We start from the raw sequence: 18,570 nt of genomic DNA on the forward strand, positions 1-18,570 counted from the left end.
TTCCCCCTCTATGAACCGTCCCCGTAGGAGAGCACCGGCTCGACGGGAACGTACTTCCTGACGACGACGTTGTCGGCATAGAAGTGGTGCGGGTCGCCGGAGTACCACGCGGACGACCCGATCAGTGCAAGGTCGTCAAAGATCACATCCTCCGGCACCGGTGAGCCGTCGGCAAACCGCAGGGGTGCGCTCCCCAGGTACTCGCCGTCCATCCATGCGTGCTCGGTGGCGTTCGGCGTATCCAGGACAACCCTGATGTGGTACCAGGTATTGTTCTCCGCCCTTCTATCGGCGGAGAAGTTCCGGTGGTCGCCGTCGTAGTGCTGCACCGACCCGTTCCTGAGGTGGAGGGCGTAGAGCCGGTCGGTCCCGTTCCAGGCCTGGATGTAGCCCGAGCCGCACCACTTCCCGAACTCACTGACCCTGAAGTCCCCCTCGATGACGATCGGGCCCGCGGAGATATTTGCGGTACAGACCCTTCTGTCGTTGAACTCCGGGAGATCCGGTCTGGTGACGTTGATATCCCCGGCATATGCGCCGCTGCGGACGACGTCGGACTGAACGAGGGCGCTCGAACCGCAGGACGACCACCGCGAGAGGTCGCCGCGCTCGTAGTCCTCGAAGAAGAGGAAGACCGCGTCGGGGTCGCCGGCGTCCCGGGCCTCGGGGTTGCCGTAGAGCATCGTGACCGCCGTCGCGTTCGCCGGGAGGGCGAGCCAGACGCGGGCGTGGGAGCCGGCGGCCGTGTTCTCGATCCAGTAGGGGAGAGGAGTCCCGTTCGTGTCTGTAAACCGGATATCGGCGAAGTCCGGCCGCATCCCGGGGAGGTATGTGGCGTTGAACGAGACCGCAAGCCCGTCGATGGTGGAGGGGTTCTCGACCGAGACCATCTGGCGGTGGGTGAAGACCCCGGCGGTATCGCCGCCCAACCAGTAGTGTGCGGTCACGTCGGCGTGCGGGATCTCCGCAGCCGCCCCGGCGATGAGCAGTGCGACAATCCCTCCAAGAACGATCCAGGTAGCGTGCATGGTGATCCGCCCCCGTGGGAACCCCCTCCTATATCCATCTAGCGGCCGCCGCACCCCAATACTGATGCTTCGTGGAGGCGACCGATCAGTACCGTGAACGAGACCATCGCGATCATCGGGGGAGGGCCCGCCGGGCTCTTCTGCGCCCTGCAGGCGGCGGAAGAGGGACGAGACGTCGTCGTCTTCGAGAAGAAGCCCGCGCCGGGCAAAAAACTCCTCGTTGCCGGGTCGGGGCAGTGCAACATCACCCACGACGGGGAGATCACCGACTTCCTCTCCCGTTACGGCGACCACGGCACGTTCCTCCGGCCCGCGCTCATGAACTTCACCAACCGGGACCTCGCCCGGTTCTTCGCCGACCGGGGCCTTCGCATGGAGACCGAGCCCGGGGGGAAGGTCTTCCCGGCGACCCGGAAGTCCGCCGACGTCCTCGCCATCCTCCTCGCGGAGTGCGCCGCCCGCGGGGTGGAGTTACGGTGCAGCGACCCCGTCGTGGCCGTCGAGCGCGATGATGACGGGTTCCTGCTCACGACGAAGACGGGTACCGTCCGGGCCGCCACCCTTGTCATCGCCACCGGCGGAGCCTCCTACCCCGCCACCGGCTCGACCGGGGACGGCTACGCCTTCGCCCGGGCCCTCGGGCAGCCGGTAACAGAGGTTGCCCCGGCGCTTGCCCCGGTCTACGTCGAGGACTACCCGTTCGCCGATCTCGCCGGGATCTCCTTTGAGCACCTCACCCTCTCCGTCTACCGCGATGGAAAGCGCGCCCGCCAGCACACCGGCGACCTCCTCTTCACCCACACCGCGCTCTCGGGCCCGGGGATCCTCGACCTCTCCCGCGCTGTCCTCCCCGGCGACGTGCTCCGGGTCACGTTCCTTTCCGGGGCGACCTCAGAGGAGGTGCGAAAGCGCCTCGCCGATGCGGTCGCAGCGGGCGGGGCCCGGCAGGTGAAGACCGTCCTCTGCGGTCTTGCCCTCCCGGAACGGTTCGTCCGGCGACTCCTCGACCTCGCCGGGGTTCCGGCGGATGAAACCTGCGCCCACCTCGGAAAGAAGGCCCGGAACGCGCTCGCCGCATCGCTCGCGGAGTTCCCGTTCCGGGTGGCGAGGCTCGGCGGGTTCAACGAAGCGATGGCGACGCGGGGCGGAGTCGCCCTCTCCGGGATAAACCAGAAGACGATGGCATCGAAGATCGTCCCGAACTTCTACTGCATCGGCGAGGTGCTCGATATCGACGGCGACACCGGCGGCTACAACCTCCAGGCCGCGTTTTCCACTGCAGCCCTCGCCGCACGGCATATCGCCGGCGGTAACGCCTCCCGGTGACCGCAACGACCCCGGTTCTCCCGATCCTGCATCCCGAGATCCATCTCTCGCGTGATGCGCGTTCTAACCTCTTCTCCCGGTCGTAACCCGGCAAATCCCATATCCGCCATATATATCCCCGCAAGAAAAATAGAAGTCCTGATATATCTAGGACTTCATTAAAATATATTGGGAAAATAACGTGGTTTGGGGTATTCTTAACGCGATTTTCCTTCTCTCCCTCCTCATCCCTCAGGGACACCTGATCTATGACGGCGGAGGAGGGGATAGCGGGTTTGGCACAGTCGGAGAAGCAGGGGCGAATGGGATCGCCCTCCTCTCCGAACCCCCTCCGGGAGATACCGGGGACGCGCTCATCGACCAGGTGAGCCGGACGACGTTCGCCTGCGTCGACGGCGCCCCGCGCCTCTTCCCGGCGGGCATCAACGCGACCCTTGCCCACGGGGTGGGCGACTGCACCGATCTCGCGCTCCTCCGGGCGGAAGTCCTCCGGCGGAACGGCGTTGCCGCCCGTCCTGTCCACGGCATCATGATCTGGGATACGGAGGCGTTCCGGACAAACGCCCTCCACGTCGAGATCCTCGGGAAGGGCATCGCCGTCCACGACTGGGTCGAACTCGGGGACGGCCGGACGATGGGCGCTTACGAAGGAGATCCAGCTGTCAGGTGCGTAAAGATCGGCGAAGGGGTCTGTTTCCAACCTGTCTTCGAGTCGCTTGGTTACCTCTAGGAACGTTCAATACCGGGTGCGTCATACGCACGGTATGAGCTTACTCACGGGACTCCTGGCTCTGATCCTGGTGATCATCCTTGCGTTCGTCCTCTACAAGGTCGTGAAAAGCGTCACCACCCTCATCATCAACGCCGTCGTGGGCGTGATCCTGCTCTGGCTCATCAACCTCCTCGGCCTGATGAACCTCGTCGGCCGGCCGGATATCCCGATCAACATCATCACCGTCCTGATCTGCGCAATCGGCGGGGTATTCGGCGTCCTCATCACGGTGGTGCTGCACCTCCTCGGGATACCGCTGACGCTGTAAGAAGCACCTACACGGCCGGGACGGCAATCGGTGCGATCGTCCGGGCGAACTCCTCGATCGTCGGGCCGAACCGCCCGGCATCGACATCGCTCTCGACCGTCACGGCCGAGGAGACGAACCGCATCCTCTTCGCCTCAAGGCTTCTTCTCACGATCTCGACGGCGCTCTCCGCCCCGGAACCGCCCATCTCCACGAGCACCGAGAAGGGTTTTCCCGCGGCGCCCGTGACCTTCGAGAGATACTCGTTGACGTAGGGCGGAACCTTCCGCGACCAGACCGGGGTTGCGACGACCAGGAAATCGACGTCGGCAAGATCCGTCTTCACCGGGCGGATCTCCGCCCGCATCCCGAACATCGCCATCATGCCTTTCCGAAACATCCCCGTCTCCGTAACCGGCTCTATCCTCGCAAGCCGGCCCCCGACCTTTTCTGCAAGCGCCTTCGCCACCTTCTCCGTATGCCCCTCGCCGGAGTAGTATACGATGAGGATCATCACCATCCCTCCGCGGGGGGATAGTGCACTCATCGCATATAGAGCAGCAGGACGCGGAACCATCATAACCCTCCGGCGGTAAGATCTGGGCATGCAGGAATATGGCCCCGGTATCGTCGGCGAAGTCCGGTTTTCCCGCCGGGACGGCGGCTACTACGTAGAACTCTACGACCGGGAAGGAACTCCCGTCGGAAAGACCGGGCTCTGGGTGACGGAGGCAAAAGCAAAAGAAGCAGCCCGGAGGCTCGCCGCGAACCTCGGCGGGGGGTGAGCGTCACCGGCCGTCCGGGTGCGCCTCGGCGTAGCGGACGAGGCCGGCGATGCATTGGTTGTGGGGCGTCGCGATCCCGTGGCGTTCCCCGAGAGTTGCGACATATCCGTTGAGGAGATCGATCTCCGTCCGCCGGCCCAGCCGGAGGTCGTGGTACATCGAGGGGTAGACGGCGGCGAAGTCGGGCACCTGCACGCGGAAGAGGTACGCGAGGTAGTCGTCGGCGGTCGCCCAGGGGAGCCGCACCCCTTCGGCACCCGCGACGGCGAAGGTCTCGCGGACGAGGCCGTCGACGATCCCGCGGATCTCCTCGTCGGCGGCCACCCCGACCGGGGCGCGGAGAAGGGCGCAGATCGGGTTCACCGCGATGTTGAGGAGGGCTTTCGCCCACTTGCCGGCGCGGATATCGGGTTCGGCCTCGACTGCGATCCCGGCGGAGCGGACGATCCCGATCAGCTGTCTGAGGTTCTCCCCATCGCCGCCGGACCAGAGCCCGAGCCGCATCGGAGCGCTCTCGCTCAAGACCCGGACGTGGCCGGGCCCGGGGATCGAGAAGTTCGTCGTCACGGTCCCGCCGATGACGGTATCGGTGTACTCCGCGATGATATCCTCGTTCCCGATCCCGTTCTGGAGGCTTGCCGTCGGCCTGCCCCGGATCGCCCCGGCGTACTCCCGGGAGATCGTCCGGGTGGCGGTGCCCTTCGCGGTGACGATGACGAAGTCGACCCCGACCGTGACCTCGTCCGGCCCCGTGACCGGTATAATCCCCCCGACGGTACCGTTTCCCCAGATCCCCTCCATCACGAGGCCCCGCTCCCGGATCGCGTCGGCGTGCACCGGCCGGCAGGCCGCGTAGACCGTTGCGACCGCGGCAAGTCTTCCGGCGAGCGAGAGGCCGACCGCCCCCGCGCCGAGGATCAGGATAACCGGGCGTTGCAGCGACTCCATCGTTCCCGTAACTGCTGTTGGATCTAAAAGACGATAACGGTGTACGTTGCAACCCCGGCAACCGGATGGCGAACGCTTTTCGTCCCGGGCGCCGAGCTACCGTACCGGATGAAGCACGTCACGAAGGCAGACGGCGGGCGGCAGCCGTTTGACCCACAGAAGGTGCAGCGGACGCTCCGGAAGATGGGCGTCGGCGCGGAGGACGCCGAACGGATCGCCGACGAAATCGAGGAGTCGGTGCCGGACGGGGTGAGGACCGCCGCGGTTCTCCGGATGATCCGCGCCCGGGCAAAGGCCGTCCGCCCTGCCGTCAGCCACCGGACGAACCTCCGGAGAGCGCTCGGCCTTCTGCGCTCGAAACCGGACTTCGAGGAGTTCGTGCGGGTTCTCCTCCGTGAGCACGGCTATCGGGTCGAGACCGGATGCGTGCTCGCCGGCCGGTGCGGGGAGCACGAGGTGGACGCCGTCGCAGAGAAGGACGGCACCACCATCTTTGTCGAGGTGAAGCACCACGTGAGCCACCACCGGGTGACCGGGCTCGACGAAGGCCGGATCGCCCGGGCTATCATCGAGGACCTCCAGGACGGGTTCCGGTCGGGACGGTGCGTCGTTGCGATCGACGGCGCCCTGATCGTCTGCAACACCAAACTCTCGGAGCACGCGAAGCGCTACGCCACCTGCCGGGGGATCGGGCATATCGGGTGGGACTACCCGGAGGAGCGGAACCTCCGGACGATGATCGAGGAGACGCAGTCCTACCCGATCACGATCGTCGCCGGGGTGAGCCGGTCGGTCTCCACCAGGCTCGCCGCCGCTGGGGTCGTCACGGCAAAGCAGATCGCCTACGGCGACGCTACGACCATCGCCCACGACGCGGAGATCCCTCTCAAGGAGGTGCTGCTGATCGCCGGGCGGGCTCGTGCCATCCTTGAGGTGTGAATCAGGCTATCGCCCGGAGTTGCTCCTCGGTCGGGTTGATCAGGACAATCTCGGGCTGGCAGTTGAATCGGAGTTCCACTCCCGCAAGAGTCGAGGTGCAGACCCCGCGGGAGACGTAGGTGGGCGTCCTCCCGTCGCCGCCGAAAAGACCGGCGAGTTCGACAACACCGAGATCGTTGAGCTGCTTGACGACCGGGAAGAGGAACTGGCCGCCGTGGGTGTGGCCGGAGAGGATGAGGTCGGCGTCCCAGTCCGCCCGGCACGAGGGTTCGTGGATGAGGTAGAGGGTGCACGCATCCGTCGCCGGCACCCCGGGCGGGTCAGCCATCCCGGCCCACCCGTCGTCGATCCCGACGATGACGATCTCCTCTTCTCCTACGGGAACGCGGACATAGTCGTTCCTGAGGACGTGCACCCCGTTCTCTTCAAGCGTCGCGGCAAGTTCGTCGGCAAACGCGGTGTCGGCGGAACCGTCGTTCAGGGCCGAGACATCGTAGGCGCCGGCGGCGACCACGGCCGACGTCGAGGTGGCGAACAGCCTCTCGATGCCCGTCGGCCCGTCGATCCCCACCCGGTAGTCGTGGTTCCCGAGCACGGCGTAGGCCGGGGCGTCGAGCGACCTCCATACCTCCTGGGCTGTGAAGTCTTCCTCATCGCCGGTGGCGAAGTCGCCGCCGATCAGGACGAGCGAGGGGTTTAAGCGGTTGATCTCATCGATCACCTCCTGGACGTGATCGATGTTGGACTCCTTGACGTGGGGATCGGTGATATAGACGATGCCTTCAGGTGCGCCGTCGATCTCAAGAACGGTCACCTCGACGGCCCGTGCTTCCCAGGCCATGTAGCCTGTCATGGAAGGAAGCAGAATGAGCATGAATATTGCCATATGCCGTGCGCTGGGTGCCTTCAAATTCACTGCATTTTATTCGATCTTTTAAATATAAATATGATCCGCAGGATCGGATCCGGACGGGTCAGCGGGTGCGGGCCGGATCGATCGGATCGCCCATGATCTCGGGGGGTTCCGCACCGGGGGACGGTTCGGCGAAGAACCGGTCAAATCGATCTTCTTCGCCCCTCGCGAGGACGATAGCGGCGCCGGCGGCGACGATCGCTCCCCCGACCAGATCGACGACGAGATCCCACATGGTATCGGTGTTGCCGAACTGGAGGCTCGTGCCGAAGACCTGGTCGACCGCAAACTCGTAGATCTCCCAGACGGTCCCTGCCGCGAGCGTCGACATCAGGATAAAGAGGATAACGGCCGGACCCGTCAACCGGACCTCCCCCCGGCGTTCGGCAAGGAGTGCGAGAAATAAGGCGATAAGGCCGACGGTGACCGATGCGACGAGGTGAGCCAGTTTGTCGTAGTAGGGCGCGAAGGTGACGTAGTACTCCGCGACGTGCCCCATGACGTGGATATACAAGGAGACGGCGACGAGGAGGTTGATCTCCCAGGGAAGGCAGAGGCGCAGGTTCCTCGTCATGAGGGACGGTGCCGTCGTCAGGAGAAACGCGACGGTTGCCGAGAGCCCGAGGAAGTACTCTCCCGCCAGGATGCATGAGGCTGCGGCGAGGAGGATGAGTCCCTGGATGGTGTAGGCGAGGTAGATCCCGCGCGGAGGGTTCGGGCATACCATGCGGACGCCGGATGGATACTCCCGGCAGATATACATAACCGTCCCGGCGGCAATCTCCGGAGGTTCCGCCCGGGCGCCGCCGCATCCAACCGGAGCGGGGCAGCCGCCCGTTGCGCGTGCGGGAGAATATTTGATTACCTAGCAGTTGTATAAATTGGACACACAAAGACCGGACACTCAGGAAGATGGGGTTGATGAACTGACAGATCCTACGAAGCGCAAACCCGGATCCGATGGAGGAGAGTCGGGCGATGAGGTCATCCGCGTGCGCCTGCCGAACAAGAGGAACCGGGAGATGTTCGGGAGCGCCGAACTGATGCTGGGCGCAAACCATATCAAGATCCGCTGCTTCGACGGGGTGACGCGCACCGGGCGGATCAAGGGCAAGATCAAGAAGAAGGTCTGGATCCGGGAAGGAGACGTTCTGGTGGTCGTCCCCTGGAGTTTCCAGGACGAGAAGTGCGATATCATCTACCGCTACACGAGACCCCAGGTGGAATGGCTCCGGAAGAACCGGTACCTCTGATATCTTTACAACGTTTTTCTCATACGGCAGAAGCAGGACGAAGAGCGGGCAGGTGCCTTTTCCTGTGTGGGTGGTGGATTAAAAAAGGTTAGATGTCGTGGATTCTGATCCTGTACTCTTTGATGACGAGGTTATTGACATTCTCCCGTTTGTATCTGTTGTCCGCGGTCTTCTGCATCCCGACCGAACTGCCGGTCAGGTAGTTCTCCCATGCGACCGAGTAGTTACCCGACGAACCGCTCGTATACTCCACCGTCACATTATCTCCAGGCGCAACCGGTATCGATTGCGTATCCGAACCCTCCAGGCTCATTCTCACCGTCGCCATCCCGGACTTCGCCATCAACGTGTCGGTGGTGATGTTCATGATGTAGATGACGAACGTATCCGTGGCGTTGTCGTAGAACCACCGCGGCTCGGCAAGCATCGCCGACCCTGTCGCCCCATCCTGGCGTATCATCACCGCGCCGTTCTCCAGGGTGGTCACCCCGGTGCCCCGGTCGGACCGGTAGGTCAGTGCGCCTACGGTGTAGTTCTTCTGGAACGCAGGAGTGCCGTTCGTGACGTTGATGAAGCAGCCGTACTCGGTGGCGTTGATCACCTCGAACGTCCCGCCGCTCACCTGCAGCGATGTCTCCTTGTAGGGCACATTCTTGAAGCAGAGGCTCTTCATGTCGTTCTGGATGACGATCATCGCCCGCTCCATGTTCTTCACGTCGGTGTTGCTCTGCTCCTTGACGAGCACCGGGTAGCCGTAGAGCGTGACGAGCCCGATGCCGCTGATGACGATCCCGAGGATCAGGACGAACCCGACCGCCTCCGATACCGCCTTCTCATTCATCTTCACGGTTATCTCCTCCTAAACCCCGCTTGAGTCATAGTGGATCATGTTCCATCCCGCGCCGGTGGTGTTGCCGGTCACACCCCTCGTCGCTCCGATGCCGGCGATGGCGATCTTGCTCTGAATGCCGCCGCCCTGCACCTGGATCACCTGGCTTGCGCCCGTCATGCCTGCACTCACGAAGTAGTCCGCCCCGGCCACGTCGTCGGGGATGTCGAACTTCGTCGCTACCGTCCCGTTGCCGGGCGCAATCACGTAGAGGTCGACGATCCGGGTGCTGACCCCGTTCCCGATATCCACGAAGGCGTGATAGCGGAGGTTGTTTGCCGGCCCCTCCATGAAGACGGTGTTGACGGTGAAGATCATGACGACCATCAGGAGGAGGAGCACGCCGCTGACGATGACGTACTCCATCAGCCGCGAGACGCCCTCCTCGTTCGGCGGCTCAGTAATACACGTTCTCATTGTACTCCGTCACCCCGTTGTAGTAGTGGATGGTTACCGGGTGCAGGTAGTGGCCGGAGACCTCCACCTGCGATTCAACCGAGAAGTTGACCACGGCATTCTTTCTCTCAAGCGATATCGCGACGATGTCCTGGCGAACCGCCCCGGTGGTGAGGTTGTTGGCCCCGCCGAATGTATCGACGTAGTCGAACACCGCCTCCCGCAGATCCCGGATGTCGTTCTTCGGGAACTCGAGCACCCCTTCCGCGGTCGTCTGCCCGACGAGCACCGACTGATTGATGATCAGCGCGAGGAAGAAGAGCCCCACGGCGACGAGAAGCCCCATCAGGACGATCCACTGGCCGTCTTCGTTCATGCACGCCATAACAGCACCTCCACGAGGACGGCCTGGGAGCGATTTTCGATGCTTACCCCTGGTAAAACCGCAGGTCTCTCTGAGAGTTGGACCCACCGCGTCACCCGCACGGCGGATTCCCTCCCCGTCCAGGTGTTGTCGGCTCCAACAAACTGGTACTCTCCAACGCTGTCGCCGGAACGGTAGGTGACGCTTGCGCTCATGTGCAGGTCATCGGTATCGCCTGCCGTCATGTTGCAGTAGTCCAAGAATGCGGCCCTGAAGCCGTCGGAGTTATTATCGGCGATGAATCTCTCCAGATCGCTCTTATCGTCATCTTTGGCGTTGGGCGTATCCATCATCGCGAGGACGTCGCTCCCGAGCTGCTCGAGTTGCATGTCCGGGATGTGCGTATCGCCGGGGGTGTAGATGCTCGTCGTGCTGATGACGATGTACGCGGTGAGGAGCATGATGAGCCCGGCCGCGACACCCTCCATCGTGTAGAGCTGACCTCCATCGTTCACCATATCGCCACCTCCAGGACAGCGGGCTTCAGGGGGGGGCAGGTGACGTTATCGTAGTCATACAGGTACGTGCCGTTCATGAATGTTCTCTGTGGCACGCCGTCGTCGAAGGTGAACCGGATATCCAGGATGCTGTTCTGGTCCAGGGTGAAGATCGAGGTGGCCGCCGGTTTCAGCACCAGGGAGATGTTGTCGGAGACGTTGGTCCCCGGCACGAGATCGTTTTGAGTCCGATCGAGGAAGAGGGTGTAGAGGTCAGGATCCATTGTGTTATAGGAGAATGGGATCTTGGTGAACCGCGGCATCGGCGTCGTCGGATCCATCTTCCAGAACGTCACGTCCTTGAGCGTCGCATTCGTGGCCGCTGCGGTCCCGTTCAGATACCTGCCGAATTCGGTGATCGTGATGTTCACCGGCTCGGTTCTCGGGTCGATCCGGTAGGCCGGGCCTCGTTCCGGGTCCAGCAGCTGGCTGAAGTTCAGCCGGACGGTGAAGACCCGTGGTTTCGAAGCGTCGAGCGCGGTCTCGTTGAAACTGCTGTTGTAACTGATATTCGCCACCCCCGGCTCCTTGATCTTCACCGCCCGGCGGATGTAGCCGTGGCCGGAAGGTGGAGTGCCGCCGGTTGCATTATTGTACGTCCAGTCCTCGCTCCGGAGCGAAAAGTTGTACGAGTAGGGGACATCGCCGAAGATCGCCTTGCTGCGGTAGTCGTCCTCGGTGAAGAAGGTGTAGTTGAAGAAGGCGTTAACCTTCGTCGAGAGGAGGATGTTCGGCGTATCCTTCGAGACTGCGAGCCCCATCCGATCGATCTCGTCCTTATACGCCTCGGTCTTCATCTCCCACGGCGGGTAGACCGGCCAGCCGGGATCCTCGGCGAGGATCACCCCTGTCCTGTAGGCGACCGCGTCGTAGTCGATGCCGCTGCTCTCGAGACCCGCAAGCAGCCCCGGAACCATGCTCACCACCATGATCAGGGCGAGCATGAAGATCGTGAACCCCGCGAGGAAGTCAAGCGACATCACGCCGTCGTCGGTCGTCCTTATACGATCACCTCCCCGGTATCCGCCCGGAACGCGAGGCTCTCCATCCCCGCGTCCGAACGGATGTTGATGGTGTAGACCCCCTCCGCGAGCACGATATCGACCGTGCTCGCATCGAGGCGCACCATTGCCGGCCGGATCACGTCTCCCTGCGCCGCGAGGAGGTCCTCCGGGGAGAGGATCCCGGTCATATTCACCTCGTCATCGGGCAGGGGAGCAGGAAGCGAGGTCTCTCTCCAGCCCGTGATACCGGAGGTCAGCCAGCGCACCTCTTCGCCGTCCTTAAGGCCGATGGCCCAGGCGGCTGCCCGGCCGTCGAGGGTAACGCGGTTCCCGAGCACCTGGTGCATCGAGGTGCCGGTGATGTTCAGGCCGCCTTCGACACTGAGGATATCGAGTTCCGCGAGAGCTTCGGTGAGGGTATAGCCCTCCGGCTCCGGCAGATCGATGGGTGTGATGCCGCCGCTCGACTGCGGCGGCGAGGATGTGTCGAGACAGCCACACGCGGTGCAGAGGATACAGGCTGCGGCAAGCAGGGCTAGAACTCCCCCGGGAACTCTCATGTAAAGCAGTCATTATACCCGAGGGCATATAAATAACTACCACTCTTGTACTTTCAATGATTTGCCCATGAATCGAGATATTGGAAACGTGCAGACGGCCTAATGCAAAATTATTTCATCCTCCACATCGATCCGTCCGACGGGGCGGTTCCACCCGTATATCACCGGCGATCCGGGCCGCGGGCTCCGGCGCGCCATCGTAACATATATCCGAAAGTTCATAACAACATCTCAGGCAGGGTAAACATATGTGTAGCACCATCCCCCCCGGTACGCCGGGAGAAGCACATGGCCGGTTCGCCGAAGCGGCCGCCTTCCACGGCCACATCTGCCCCGGTCTCGCGACGGGCTATCGGGCGGCAGAGGTCGCCCTCGCACGGCTCCGTTCCGGGCGGTCGGAGGACGAGGAACTCGTCACCATCGCCGAAACCGATGCCTGCGGCGTCGATGCCATCCAGGTTCTCACCGGCTGCACCGCCGGAAAAGGAAACCTCCTCTTCAAGGATCACGGTAAGCACGCATTTACGTTCATCAACCGTAAAACCGGGGCCGCAATCCGCGTGGTCTCGAACCCGTCGTTCAACGTCGACTCGCTCGACCCCGACCTTGCGCCGCTCAGGGCGCGGGTGATGCAGGGGCTGGCGACCGATGCGGAGCACACCGAGTTTCACAAGCGGACGGAGAAGATCGTCGAGGCCATCATGAAGGCGCCCGCCGAGCACCTCTTCATCATCCACGAGGTCGATGTCGAGATCCCCGAACGGGCCCGGATCTTTTCGTCGGTAGCGTGCGCAAAATGTGGTGAGATGACCGCCGAGTCCCGCGTCAGGGTCGAAGACGGGAAGTTCGTCTGCTACGCCTGCTCGCGGGAGTATTCCCGGCACCTCTGAGGGCCCACCCCTCACCGCACTATTTTTGTTATCGGGATCTCGAGGATGTCTTCGGCGCCCGCGGCCTTGAGCGGCGGGATGAGGCAGTTCACAAGCCCTTTCTGCACCACCGTCTGGATGCTGAAGTAGTCGATGCCGTGCAGCCTGCCGACGGTGGGCTTCTTCATCGCGGGGAGGACCTCGATGACGCGGTCGAGCACGGCCGAGGGCACGTTCATCGTCAGGAGCACCTGGTGGCGCGCCTCGATCACTCCGAGGAGGAGAGTCGTGATCTCGTCGATCTCCCGGCGCTTCTCCGGGTCGAGGAGTGAGTCGCGGTTCGCGAGGAGCGCCGTGTGCGACTCCATGATCTGCCCGACGATCTTGAGCCCGTTCTTCTTGAGCGTGCTCCCCGTCTCCGTGAGGTCGACGACGACGTCCATCAGGTCGGGGACCTTCGCCTCGGAGGCCCCGTAGGAGGGAAAGAGCCTGACCGGAACCCCGAGATCCGCGAAGAACCGTTCCGTGATCCGCGGGTACTCGGTCGTCACCCGGCTCTCCGGGCGGATGGCGGCGACGTCCTCTATCGGTTCGTCGCGGTGGACCGCGACCACGATCTTGACGTTCCCGTCGCCGGTCTTGCTGTAGGAGAGGTTTGCGACCTCGACGACATCGGCCCCGCTCTCCTGCACCCAGTCGAGCCCCGATATCCCGAGATCGAAGTAGCCCATCTGGACGTAGAGCGGGATCTCCTGCGGCCGGAGGATCTTCACCTTCCCGATCCGGGGATCGTTGATCCGGGGATTGTAGTCGCGGTCGGTCCGCCTGACCTCGAGGTCCGCCTCCTTGAAGAGCTGGAGCGTCTGCGCCTCAAGGCTCCCCTTCGGGAGCGCAATCGTGATCATAAGAGGTGATCGGGCAAAAAAGAGTTAAAGGTGGTGATATGGTTCTCTCAATCAATGGTGTGGACGACAAGCCCCGAGAGGAGTTTCGGCTCGAACCAGGTGGACTTCGGGGGCATGACACCGTCCGCGTCGGCGATCGCGAGCACCGTCTCGACCGGCACCGGCTGCATCGCTACCGCGAAGGCGTATTTGCCGGAGTCCACGAGTTTTTCAAGGGCCGAGAGCGGTTTCGCCCCGCCCATGTAGTGGAGCCGGGGATCGCCCCGGGGATCCGAGATCCCGAGCATCCCTTCGAGGACGTCTTTCTGGAGGACCGAGACGTCGAGCGACCCGATCAGGTCGCCGGGGTCAGCGACCGGCCGGGAGACCTCGTACCAGGTTCCCTCGATGTAGAGGTGCATGACGTGGAGAGGAGCGCTCCCGGCCGCGAGCGGCTGGATCTGGTAGCCCGCAGCGTCGATCTTCCCGTAGGGGCGGACGGTCCAGCCCGCTTTCGGGAGTGCTTCGAGGAACCGCCCGGGCGTGTAGTCCCCGAGGTCGGTGACAAGCCTGCTGTAGCCGTGGATGCGGACGCGGTCGTGGGCGAAGAAGACCACCATGAACTTCCCGGCCTCTTCGGTGAACCTGCCTTCGCTGCGTCGCCTCTCCGCCACGTTCACCGCCGATTTGGCGCGGTGGTGCCCGTCCGCGATGTAGGTCTCCGGCACCGCCGCAAAGAGCCCCTCAAGGCGGGCGAGAGCGGCCTCGTCGGCGATCCGGTAGACCTCGTGGAGCACGCCCGATGCGGTCGTGGTGCTCCCGTCGGGCTCTCTGCCGTCGATGAGGGAGCGGACGTGTGAGAAGATCTCCCCCGGGTCGCGGTAAAGCAGGAAGACAAGCCCGGTGTTTGCGCCGACCACATCGATGTGCCGGGTCCGGTCTTCCTCCTTGTCGTACCGGGTGAGTTCGTGCCGCCGGATCGTCCGGTTCTCGTAATCCTCCGTCCCCACGCAACAGACCAGCCCGACGAACTCCTCGCCGTCCTGGACCGCCCGGTAGACGTACATCCCGGGTTCCGGGTCACGCTGCATCAGGCCGTCCGCGAGCATCCCGTCGAAGACCTCCCGCGACCGCCGGTAAACCCGGTCGTCGTTCGGGGGTATTTCGGGGAGCTCGGCATCCGGCCGGCTGACCCGCAGGAAGCTTAAGGGATTCTTCTCGATGCATTCCCGGGCCTCTTCTGCCGTCACCACGTCGTAGGGCACGGAAGGGATCTTTTCGGAGTACCGCCGCCCCGGACGGACCGCCGCGAAACGATAGATCTGAACCATAAATACCACCACTCGTATGTGCCTACTATTTTGTTTCCTGAGACTATATTAGATAGGGCACTCCAGGAGGGAGAGGCCGAAACTATGATGCCGCTCCAACTCATTATTCGCCGGGCACAGCCCGCAGACATTCCGCAGATAGTCGCCGTCGAGAAAGCAGCCTTCACCGACCCCTGGGACGAGAGGACGCTCCAGGAATCCCTGGCCTACTACCCGGAGACGTTCTTCGTGGCAAAAAACAACGGTGACGTGGCCGGCTTCGTCGCCGGGGGCGTTGAAGACACCGGGGAAGAAGTGTACGGACATATCATGAACCTCGCCGTCTCCCCCGGATACCGGCGCCAGGGGATCGGCCAGCACCTCATCCGTCGCCTAGAGCAGGAGTATGTTGTTTTAGGCGCGAGCGCCGTTCAGCTCGAGGTTCGGGTGACGAACACCGGGGCGCAGGAGTTCTACCGCCGCCTCGGTTACCGGGAGGTCTTCCAGGTCGCCGCATACTACGCGAACGAGGAAGATGCTCTGGTTATGATGAAGTGGTTCCGGTTTTAGGGCGCGATGGGCCGGAGCAGTCCCCCGCGCTCCAGGTGGCCGCTACTCACTGATCCCGGAGAGGATCTGACGTTTCAGTTCCGGCAGATCGTGCTCGACCACATTCCAGACTGCATCGCGGTCGATGCCAAAATAGTGGTGAACAAGGACATTCCTCATCCCGATGATATCCGACCATGGGATTTCTGGATTTTCGGCCCTGAACTCTGAAGAGATTCCCCTTACGGTTTCCCCGATGATCTGAAGGTGGTGAATCACCCATACCTGTGCCATTTCGTCATCGTAGAAGTACTTGCGTCCTCTGGAAGATATCCTCTCAATCCGTTCGATGGCCTCGATAACATCCAGCAGCCGTTCACGATCGTCTCTCATAAAGGCCGGGCTTCCTGTAAGACCCTTGATCGAATACGCTCCCGGAGTCCCGCTTCCGTCACCACGTCAACCTGGCGCCCGAGCAGGAGCGAGAGGTCCACCGCAAGGCCGCCCACGTCAAGGAGACTCCGGTCGGGATCGAGGTCGATCAGAATATCGATATCGCTGTCTTCCCGGGCTTCGTTCCGTGCCACGGATCCGAATACCCGCACGTTCTTTGCTCCCCTCCGGTGCGCGAGAGATAGGATCTCATCCCGCTTCTGGGCGAGAAGGGTGTAGATGTCGGCTCCCGGGTTCATCTCAAGTAGTTACGACGATCTCGCACAATAAATGTTATCACGACCCCCGCGCCACGGCGGCGCCGGGGAGTTACCCCCGCCCGTGTTCCCGGTGGGCCCGGGCGAGGTGCTGGGCCGCGAGGGCGCCGAGGAGGGAGAGTTCGCCGGCGAGCACCCCGGCGGCGACGATCTCCGCAAACGCTTTTGCGTGGGTTCCCGGCGGGTCGCCGCCCCCTGCGACGCCGAGCATCGCGAGGCACTCGTGCTGGGTATCGATCCCCGTCCCGCCGCCGACCGTTCCGACGGGGAGGGACGGGAGGGTGACCGAGACGTAGACCCCGCCGTCCACCCGGTCGACGGTGGTGATAGCGGTGCTCCCCTCGACGACGTGGGCGGGGTCCTGGCCGCAGGCGATGAACGTGGCGGCGACGACGTTTGCCGCGTGGGCGTTGAACCCGAACGAGGCCGCCCGTGCTGAACCCACCAGGTTTTTGCGGTAGTTGACCTCAACGAGCGTCTCTGCATCGGTTTTCAGGAGATCGGCGACCATCGCGTCGGTGAGCCGCACGCCCGCGACTACGGTCTTCCCCCGGCCCCGGACCAGGTTGATCGCAGCCGGCTTCTTGTCGGTGCACATGTTCCCGGACGTGGCGACGAGGCGGGCCCCGGTCTCCCGCTCGATGAGCTCGCCGACCTTCTGGCCCGCGATCGTCACCATGTTCATACCCATGGCGTCTTTTGTGTCGAACTCAAGCCGGACGAAGACGCTCGTCCCCGCGACGTAGGTGACGGCTTCACGGAACTCGCCGTGCTTCGTGGTGCTCTCTGCAACCTCGCGGATCTCCGCGACATGGCTCTCGACCCAGGCCGCCACATCGCGGGCGTGAGGGACGTCGCGGGCGGCGAAGACCGGCGCCCGGGTCATCCCGTCCCGCATGACCCGCACGTCCGCGCCTCCCGCCCGCGTGACGAGGGAGCAGCCGCGGTTCACCGACGCGACGAGCGCCCCTTCGGTCGTCGCGAGCGGGAGGTAGTAGGACCCGTCGGCGTACTCGCCTTTCACCCGGATCGGTCCCGCGACACCGAGCGGTACCTGGACGGCGCCGATCATGTTCTCGATGTTGCGCTTCACGACCCGGTCGATATCGATCGTGAACGACCCGACCTTCGGGAGGGCGGTGCCGGTCTCGCCCTCGACGAACGCCCGGCGCACCCGGACGGCCTCCTCGGGGGGGAGCTCCTTCTCGAGAGCGTAGAGTTTGAGAGACCCGTCTTTCAGCCTCTCGATATACTCATCCATGAATAAGTATGAGAGTTCATATCTAAAGATGGCTGGTGGTCGATGTGGGAGAAGAACAGTGGTGCCTTGCGGTGCCGAGACGAGAGGCTGAAGGGACGCGGCGCCGGCTGCTCGAGGAGGGTCTCCTCGACCGGCGGTTCCGCCCGCGACCGGAGGGCGACGCGATCCTCTTCCCGGTGACGGAGGAGGTTCCGGGCGCCCTCCGGTGCGAGTTCGAGGGGGTGCCGGAGCGTATCGACCTCCCCCGCCACGAACTCGTGGGAGGGATTGCGATCATGCAGGAGAACGATCCGGAGGGCGCGGAGCGGCTTCTCGCATCCCGGCCCTCCCTTCATTCCGTCCTCTTTCCGGAGACCGCTGTCGAGGGAGAGTACCGCACCCGGCGTTTCTCCGTCCTCGCCGGCGCCCCCACCACCCGCACCCGGGTGACGGAGTACGGCCACTCCTTCGACGTCGATCTCGCCCACGCCTACTTCTCCGCCCGGCTCTCGACCGAGCGGCAGCGGGTTCTCGGGGCGATGGAGGAGGGGGAGCGGGTCCTCGACATGTTCGCCGGTGTCGGGCCGTTCGCGATCACCCTCGCCGGGAAGGCGGGGCTCGTCGTCGCGGCCGACCTCAACCCCGCCGCGGTTCACCTCCTGGTCGAGAACATCGCGCTCAACCGCACCGGAAACGTCATCCCGGTGCTCGCAGACGCCGCCCACCTCCCCCGGCTTGGGTTTCCTCCCTTCGACCGGATCGTCATGAACCTCCCCCTCGCCGCGCCGGAGTTCCTCCCGGCGGCGGCCGCCCTCTGCCGGGACGGCGGGACGATCCACCTCTACGCACTCGAGGAGGAGGAGGGCGAGTATCTCCCCCAGATCCGCGAGGTTACCCGGGGAGAGGTCGCCGAGCGGCAGGTCAGGACCTACTCGCCGGGGAAGTGGCACGCGGTGTATGATATCACCGTGGAGAAAGGGGCAGAGTGATCAAGGTAGGGGAGTGCCTCCCCCACGGTCTGCCATAC

The 18,570-nt window shown here is 63.7% G+C and carries 25 protein-coding genes; 9 read left to right on the top strand and 16 right to left on the bottom strand.

The genetic code is table 11. The features are described 5' to 3' along the window. Positions 1–8: 8 nt before the first annotated feature. Positions 9–1,028: a DUF2341 domain-containing protein gene (locus L21_RS03995; protein WP_074369210.1), complete on the bottom strand. Its 1,020-nt coding sequence runs from the start codon at positions 1,026–1,028 to the stop codon at positions 9–11. A gap of 93 nt (positions 1,029–1,121) precedes the next feature. On the opposite strand from L21_RS03995, the gene L21_RS04000 reads away from it, so the two are divergent. The 3 genes from L21_RS04000 to L21_RS04010 all read left to right on the top strand — a co-directional run bounded on the left by L21_RS04000 (position 1,122) and on the right by L21_RS04010 (position 3,394). Further along, a complete protein-coding gene (locus L21_RS04000) occupies positions 1,122–2,354 on the top strand; it encodes a BaiN/RdsA family NAD(P)/FAD-dependent oxidoreductase (RefSeq protein ID WP_074369211.1) in 1,233 nt (410 codons plus the stop codon). Between the two features lie 181 nt (positions 2,355–2,535). Beyond that, positions 2,536–3,084, top strand: a complete 549-nt coding sequence (locus L21_RS04005; RefSeq protein WP_074369212.1) for a transglutaminase-like domain-containing protein — start codon at positions 2,536–2,538, stop codon at positions 3,082–3,084. 34 nt (positions 3,085–3,118) lie between these two features. Next, the gene (locus L21_RS04010) at positions 3,119–3,394 is read left to right on the top strand and encodes a pro-sigmaK processing inhibitor BofA family protein (protein ID WP_054848422.1); all 276 of its coding nucleotides are present in this window, start codon (positions 3,119–3,121) and stop codon (positions 3,392–3,394) included. 7 nt (positions 3,395–3,401) lie between these two features. Here the strand turns inward: L21_RS04010 and L21_RS04015 are convergent, their stop codons facing one another. Further along, positions 3,402–3,887 (bottom strand): flavodoxin family protein, encoded by a 486-nt coding sequence (locus L21_RS04015; RefSeq protein WP_074369253.1) that lies wholly within the window; start codon positions 3,885–3,887, stop codon positions 3,402–3,404. 91 nt (positions 3,888–3,978) lie between these two features. On the opposite strand from L21_RS04015, the gene L21_RS04020 reads away from it, so the two are divergent. Beyond that, positions 3,979–4,158, top strand: coding sequence for a hypothetical protein (locus tag L21_RS04020; RefSeq protein ID WP_074369213.1), 180 nt, complete (start codon positions 3,979–3,981; stop codon positions 4,156–4,158). 3 nt (positions 4,159–4,161) lie between these two features. Here L21_RS04020 and L21_RS04025 read toward each other — a convergent pair whose 3' ends face one another. After that, positions 4,162–5,106 (bottom strand): ketopantoate reductase family protein, encoded by a 945-nt coding sequence (locus L21_RS04025; protein WP_074369214.1) that lies wholly within the window; start codon positions 5,104–5,106, stop codon positions 4,162–4,164. 108 nt (positions 5,107–5,214) lie between these two features. Between L21_RS04025 and L21_RS04030 the strand changes: the two genes are divergently transcribed. Further along, positions 5,215–6,045, top strand: a complete 831-nt coding sequence (locus tag L21_RS04030; RefSeq protein ID WP_074369254.1) for a restriction endonuclease — start codon at positions 5,215–5,217, stop codon at positions 6,043–6,045. A gap of 1 nt (position 6,046) precedes the next feature. Here L21_RS04030 and L21_RS04035 read toward each other — a convergent pair whose 3' ends face one another. Together L21_RS04035 and L21_RS04040 are read right to left on the bottom strand one after the other, a co-directional pair. Next, positions 6,047–6,898: a metallophosphoesterase gene (locus tag L21_RS04035; protein WP_083608774.1), complete on the bottom strand. Its 852-nt coding sequence runs from the start codon at positions 6,896–6,898 to the stop codon at positions 6,047–6,049. 121 nt (positions 6,899–7,019) lie between these two features. Beyond that, a complete protein-coding gene (locus L21_RS04040) occupies positions 7,020–7,685 on the bottom strand; it encodes a DUF2238 domain-containing protein (protein ID WP_074369216.1) in 666 nt (221 codons plus the stop codon). A gap of 199 nt (positions 7,686–7,884) precedes the next feature. Here L21_RS04040 and eif1A point away from each other — a divergent pair, with 199 nt between their 5' ends. Then, positions 7,885–8,211, top strand: a complete 327-nt coding sequence (eif1A, locus tag L21_RS04045; RefSeq protein ID WP_074369255.1) for a translation initiation factor eIF-1A — start codon at positions 7,885–7,887, stop codon at positions 8,209–8,211. An 88-nt stretch (positions 8,212–8,299) separates the two neighbouring features. On the opposite strand, the gene L21_RS04050 is transcribed toward eif1A, so the two are convergent. The 6 genes from L21_RS04050 to L21_RS04075 are packed head-to-tail and all read right to left on the bottom strand — an operon-like array spanning position 8,300 to position 11,981. Then, entirely contained in the window at positions 8,300–9,052 is a 753-nt protein-coding gene (locus L21_RS04050) for an A4/G1 family peptidase (protein WP_256712275.1), read from the bottom strand. An 18-nt stretch (positions 9,053–9,070) separates the two neighbouring features. Next, positions 9,071–9,517: a hypothetical protein gene (locus L21_RS04055; protein WP_074369218.1), complete on the bottom strand. Its 447-nt coding sequence runs from the start codon at positions 9,515–9,517 to the stop codon at positions 9,071–9,073. Beyond that, positions 9,498–9,872 carry a hypothetical protein gene (locus tag L21_RS04060; RefSeq protein ID WP_256712254.1) on the bottom strand — a complete coding sequence of 125 codons (375 nt, stop codon included), beginning with the start codon at positions 9,870–9,872 and terminating at the stop codon, positions 9,498–9,500. Before L21_RS04060 ends, L21_RS04055 begins: the two co-directional genes overlap by 20 nt. Next, on the bottom strand, positions 9,869–10,378 hold the full coding sequence (locus tag L21_RS04065) for a DUF7288 family protein (protein ID WP_143727206.1): 510 nt from the start codon (positions 10,376–10,378) through the stop codon (positions 9,869–9,871). Before L21_RS04065 ends, L21_RS04060 begins: the two co-directional genes overlap by 4 nt. Continuing rightward, positions 10,372–11,397 carry a hypothetical protein gene (locus L21_RS04070; protein ID WP_074369221.1) on the bottom strand — a complete coding sequence of 342 codons (1,026 nt, stop codon included), beginning with the start codon at positions 11,395–11,397 and terminating at the stop codon, positions 10,372–10,374. Before L21_RS04070 ends, L21_RS04065 begins: the two co-directional genes overlap by 7 nt. A gap of 20 nt (positions 11,398–11,417) precedes the next feature. Beyond that, positions 11,418–11,981: a hypothetical protein gene (locus L21_RS04075; RefSeq protein WP_074369222.1), complete on the bottom strand. Its 564-nt coding sequence runs from the start codon at positions 11,979–11,981 to the stop codon at positions 11,418–11,420. Positions 11,982–12,229: 248 nt separating this feature from the next. Here L21_RS04075 and L21_RS04080 point away from each other — a divergent pair, with 248 nt between their 5' ends. Further along, positions 12,230–12,871: an FmdE family protein gene (locus tag L21_RS04080; protein WP_074369223.1), complete on the top strand. Its 642-nt coding sequence runs from the start codon at positions 12,230–12,232 to the stop codon at positions 12,869–12,871. 11 nt (positions 12,872–12,882) lie between these two features. Here L21_RS04080 and hisG read toward each other — a convergent pair whose 3' ends face one another. After that, positions 12,883–13,755, bottom strand: coding sequence for an ATP phosphoribosyltransferase (gene hisG / locus L21_RS04085; RefSeq protein WP_074369224.1), 873 nt, complete (start codon positions 13,753–13,755; stop codon positions 12,883–12,885). 47 nt (positions 13,756–13,802) lie between these two features. Then, positions 13,803–15,065 carry a DUF1015 domain-containing protein gene (locus tag L21_RS04090; protein ID WP_074369225.1) on the bottom strand — a complete coding sequence of 421 codons (1,263 nt, stop codon included), beginning with the start codon at positions 15,063–15,065 and terminating at the stop codon, positions 13,803–13,805. 84 nt (positions 15,066–15,149) lie between these two features. Here L21_RS04090 and rimI point away from each other — a divergent pair, with 84 nt between their 5' ends. Next, positions 15,150–15,614: a ribosomal protein S18-alanine N-acetyltransferase gene (gene rimI, locus L21_RS04095; protein WP_074369226.1), complete on the top strand. Its 465-nt coding sequence runs from the start codon at positions 15,150–15,152 to the stop codon at positions 15,612–15,614. Positions 15,615–15,656: 42 nt separating this feature from the next. Here the strand turns inward: rimI and L21_RS04100 are convergent, their stop codons facing one another. The 3 genes from L21_RS04100 to hmgA all read right to left on the bottom strand — a co-directional run bounded on the left by L21_RS04100 (position 15,657) and on the right by hmgA (position 17,564). Continuing rightward, entirely contained in the window at positions 15,657–15,986 is a 330-nt protein-coding gene (locus L21_RS04100) for a HepT-like ribonuclease domain-containing protein (RefSeq protein WP_074369227.1), read from the bottom strand. Then, positions 15,983–16,285 (bottom strand): nucleotidyltransferase family protein, encoded by a 303-nt coding sequence (locus L21_RS04105; RefSeq protein ID WP_074369228.1) that lies wholly within the window; start codon positions 16,283–16,285, stop codon positions 15,983–15,985. The genes L21_RS04100 and L21_RS04105 overlap by 4 nt, the downstream gene beginning before the upstream one ends. 70 nt (positions 16,286–16,355) lie before the next feature. Beyond that, the gene (gene hmgA / locus L21_RS04110) at positions 16,356–17,564 is read right to left on the bottom strand and encodes a hydroxymethylglutaryl-CoA reductase (NADPH) (protein ID WP_074369229.1); all 1,209 of its coding nucleotides are present in this window, start codon (positions 17,562–17,564) and stop codon (positions 16,356–16,358) included. Positions 17,565–17,608: 44 nt separating this feature from the next. Between hmgA and L21_RS04115 the strand changes: the two genes are divergently transcribed. Further along, positions 17,609–18,532, top strand: a complete 924-nt coding sequence (locus L21_RS04115; RefSeq protein ID WP_074369256.1) for a class I SAM-dependent methyltransferase — start codon at positions 17,609–17,611, stop codon at positions 18,530–18,532. Positions 18,533–18,570: the final 38 nt, after the last annotated feature.

The organism is Methanoculleus chikugoensis, from assembly GCF_900095385.1.
In the GTDB taxonomy this organism is placed as follows: domain Archaea; phylum Halobacteriota; class Methanomicrobia; order Methanomicrobiales; family Methanoculleaceae; genus Methanoculleus; species Methanoculleus chikugoensis_A.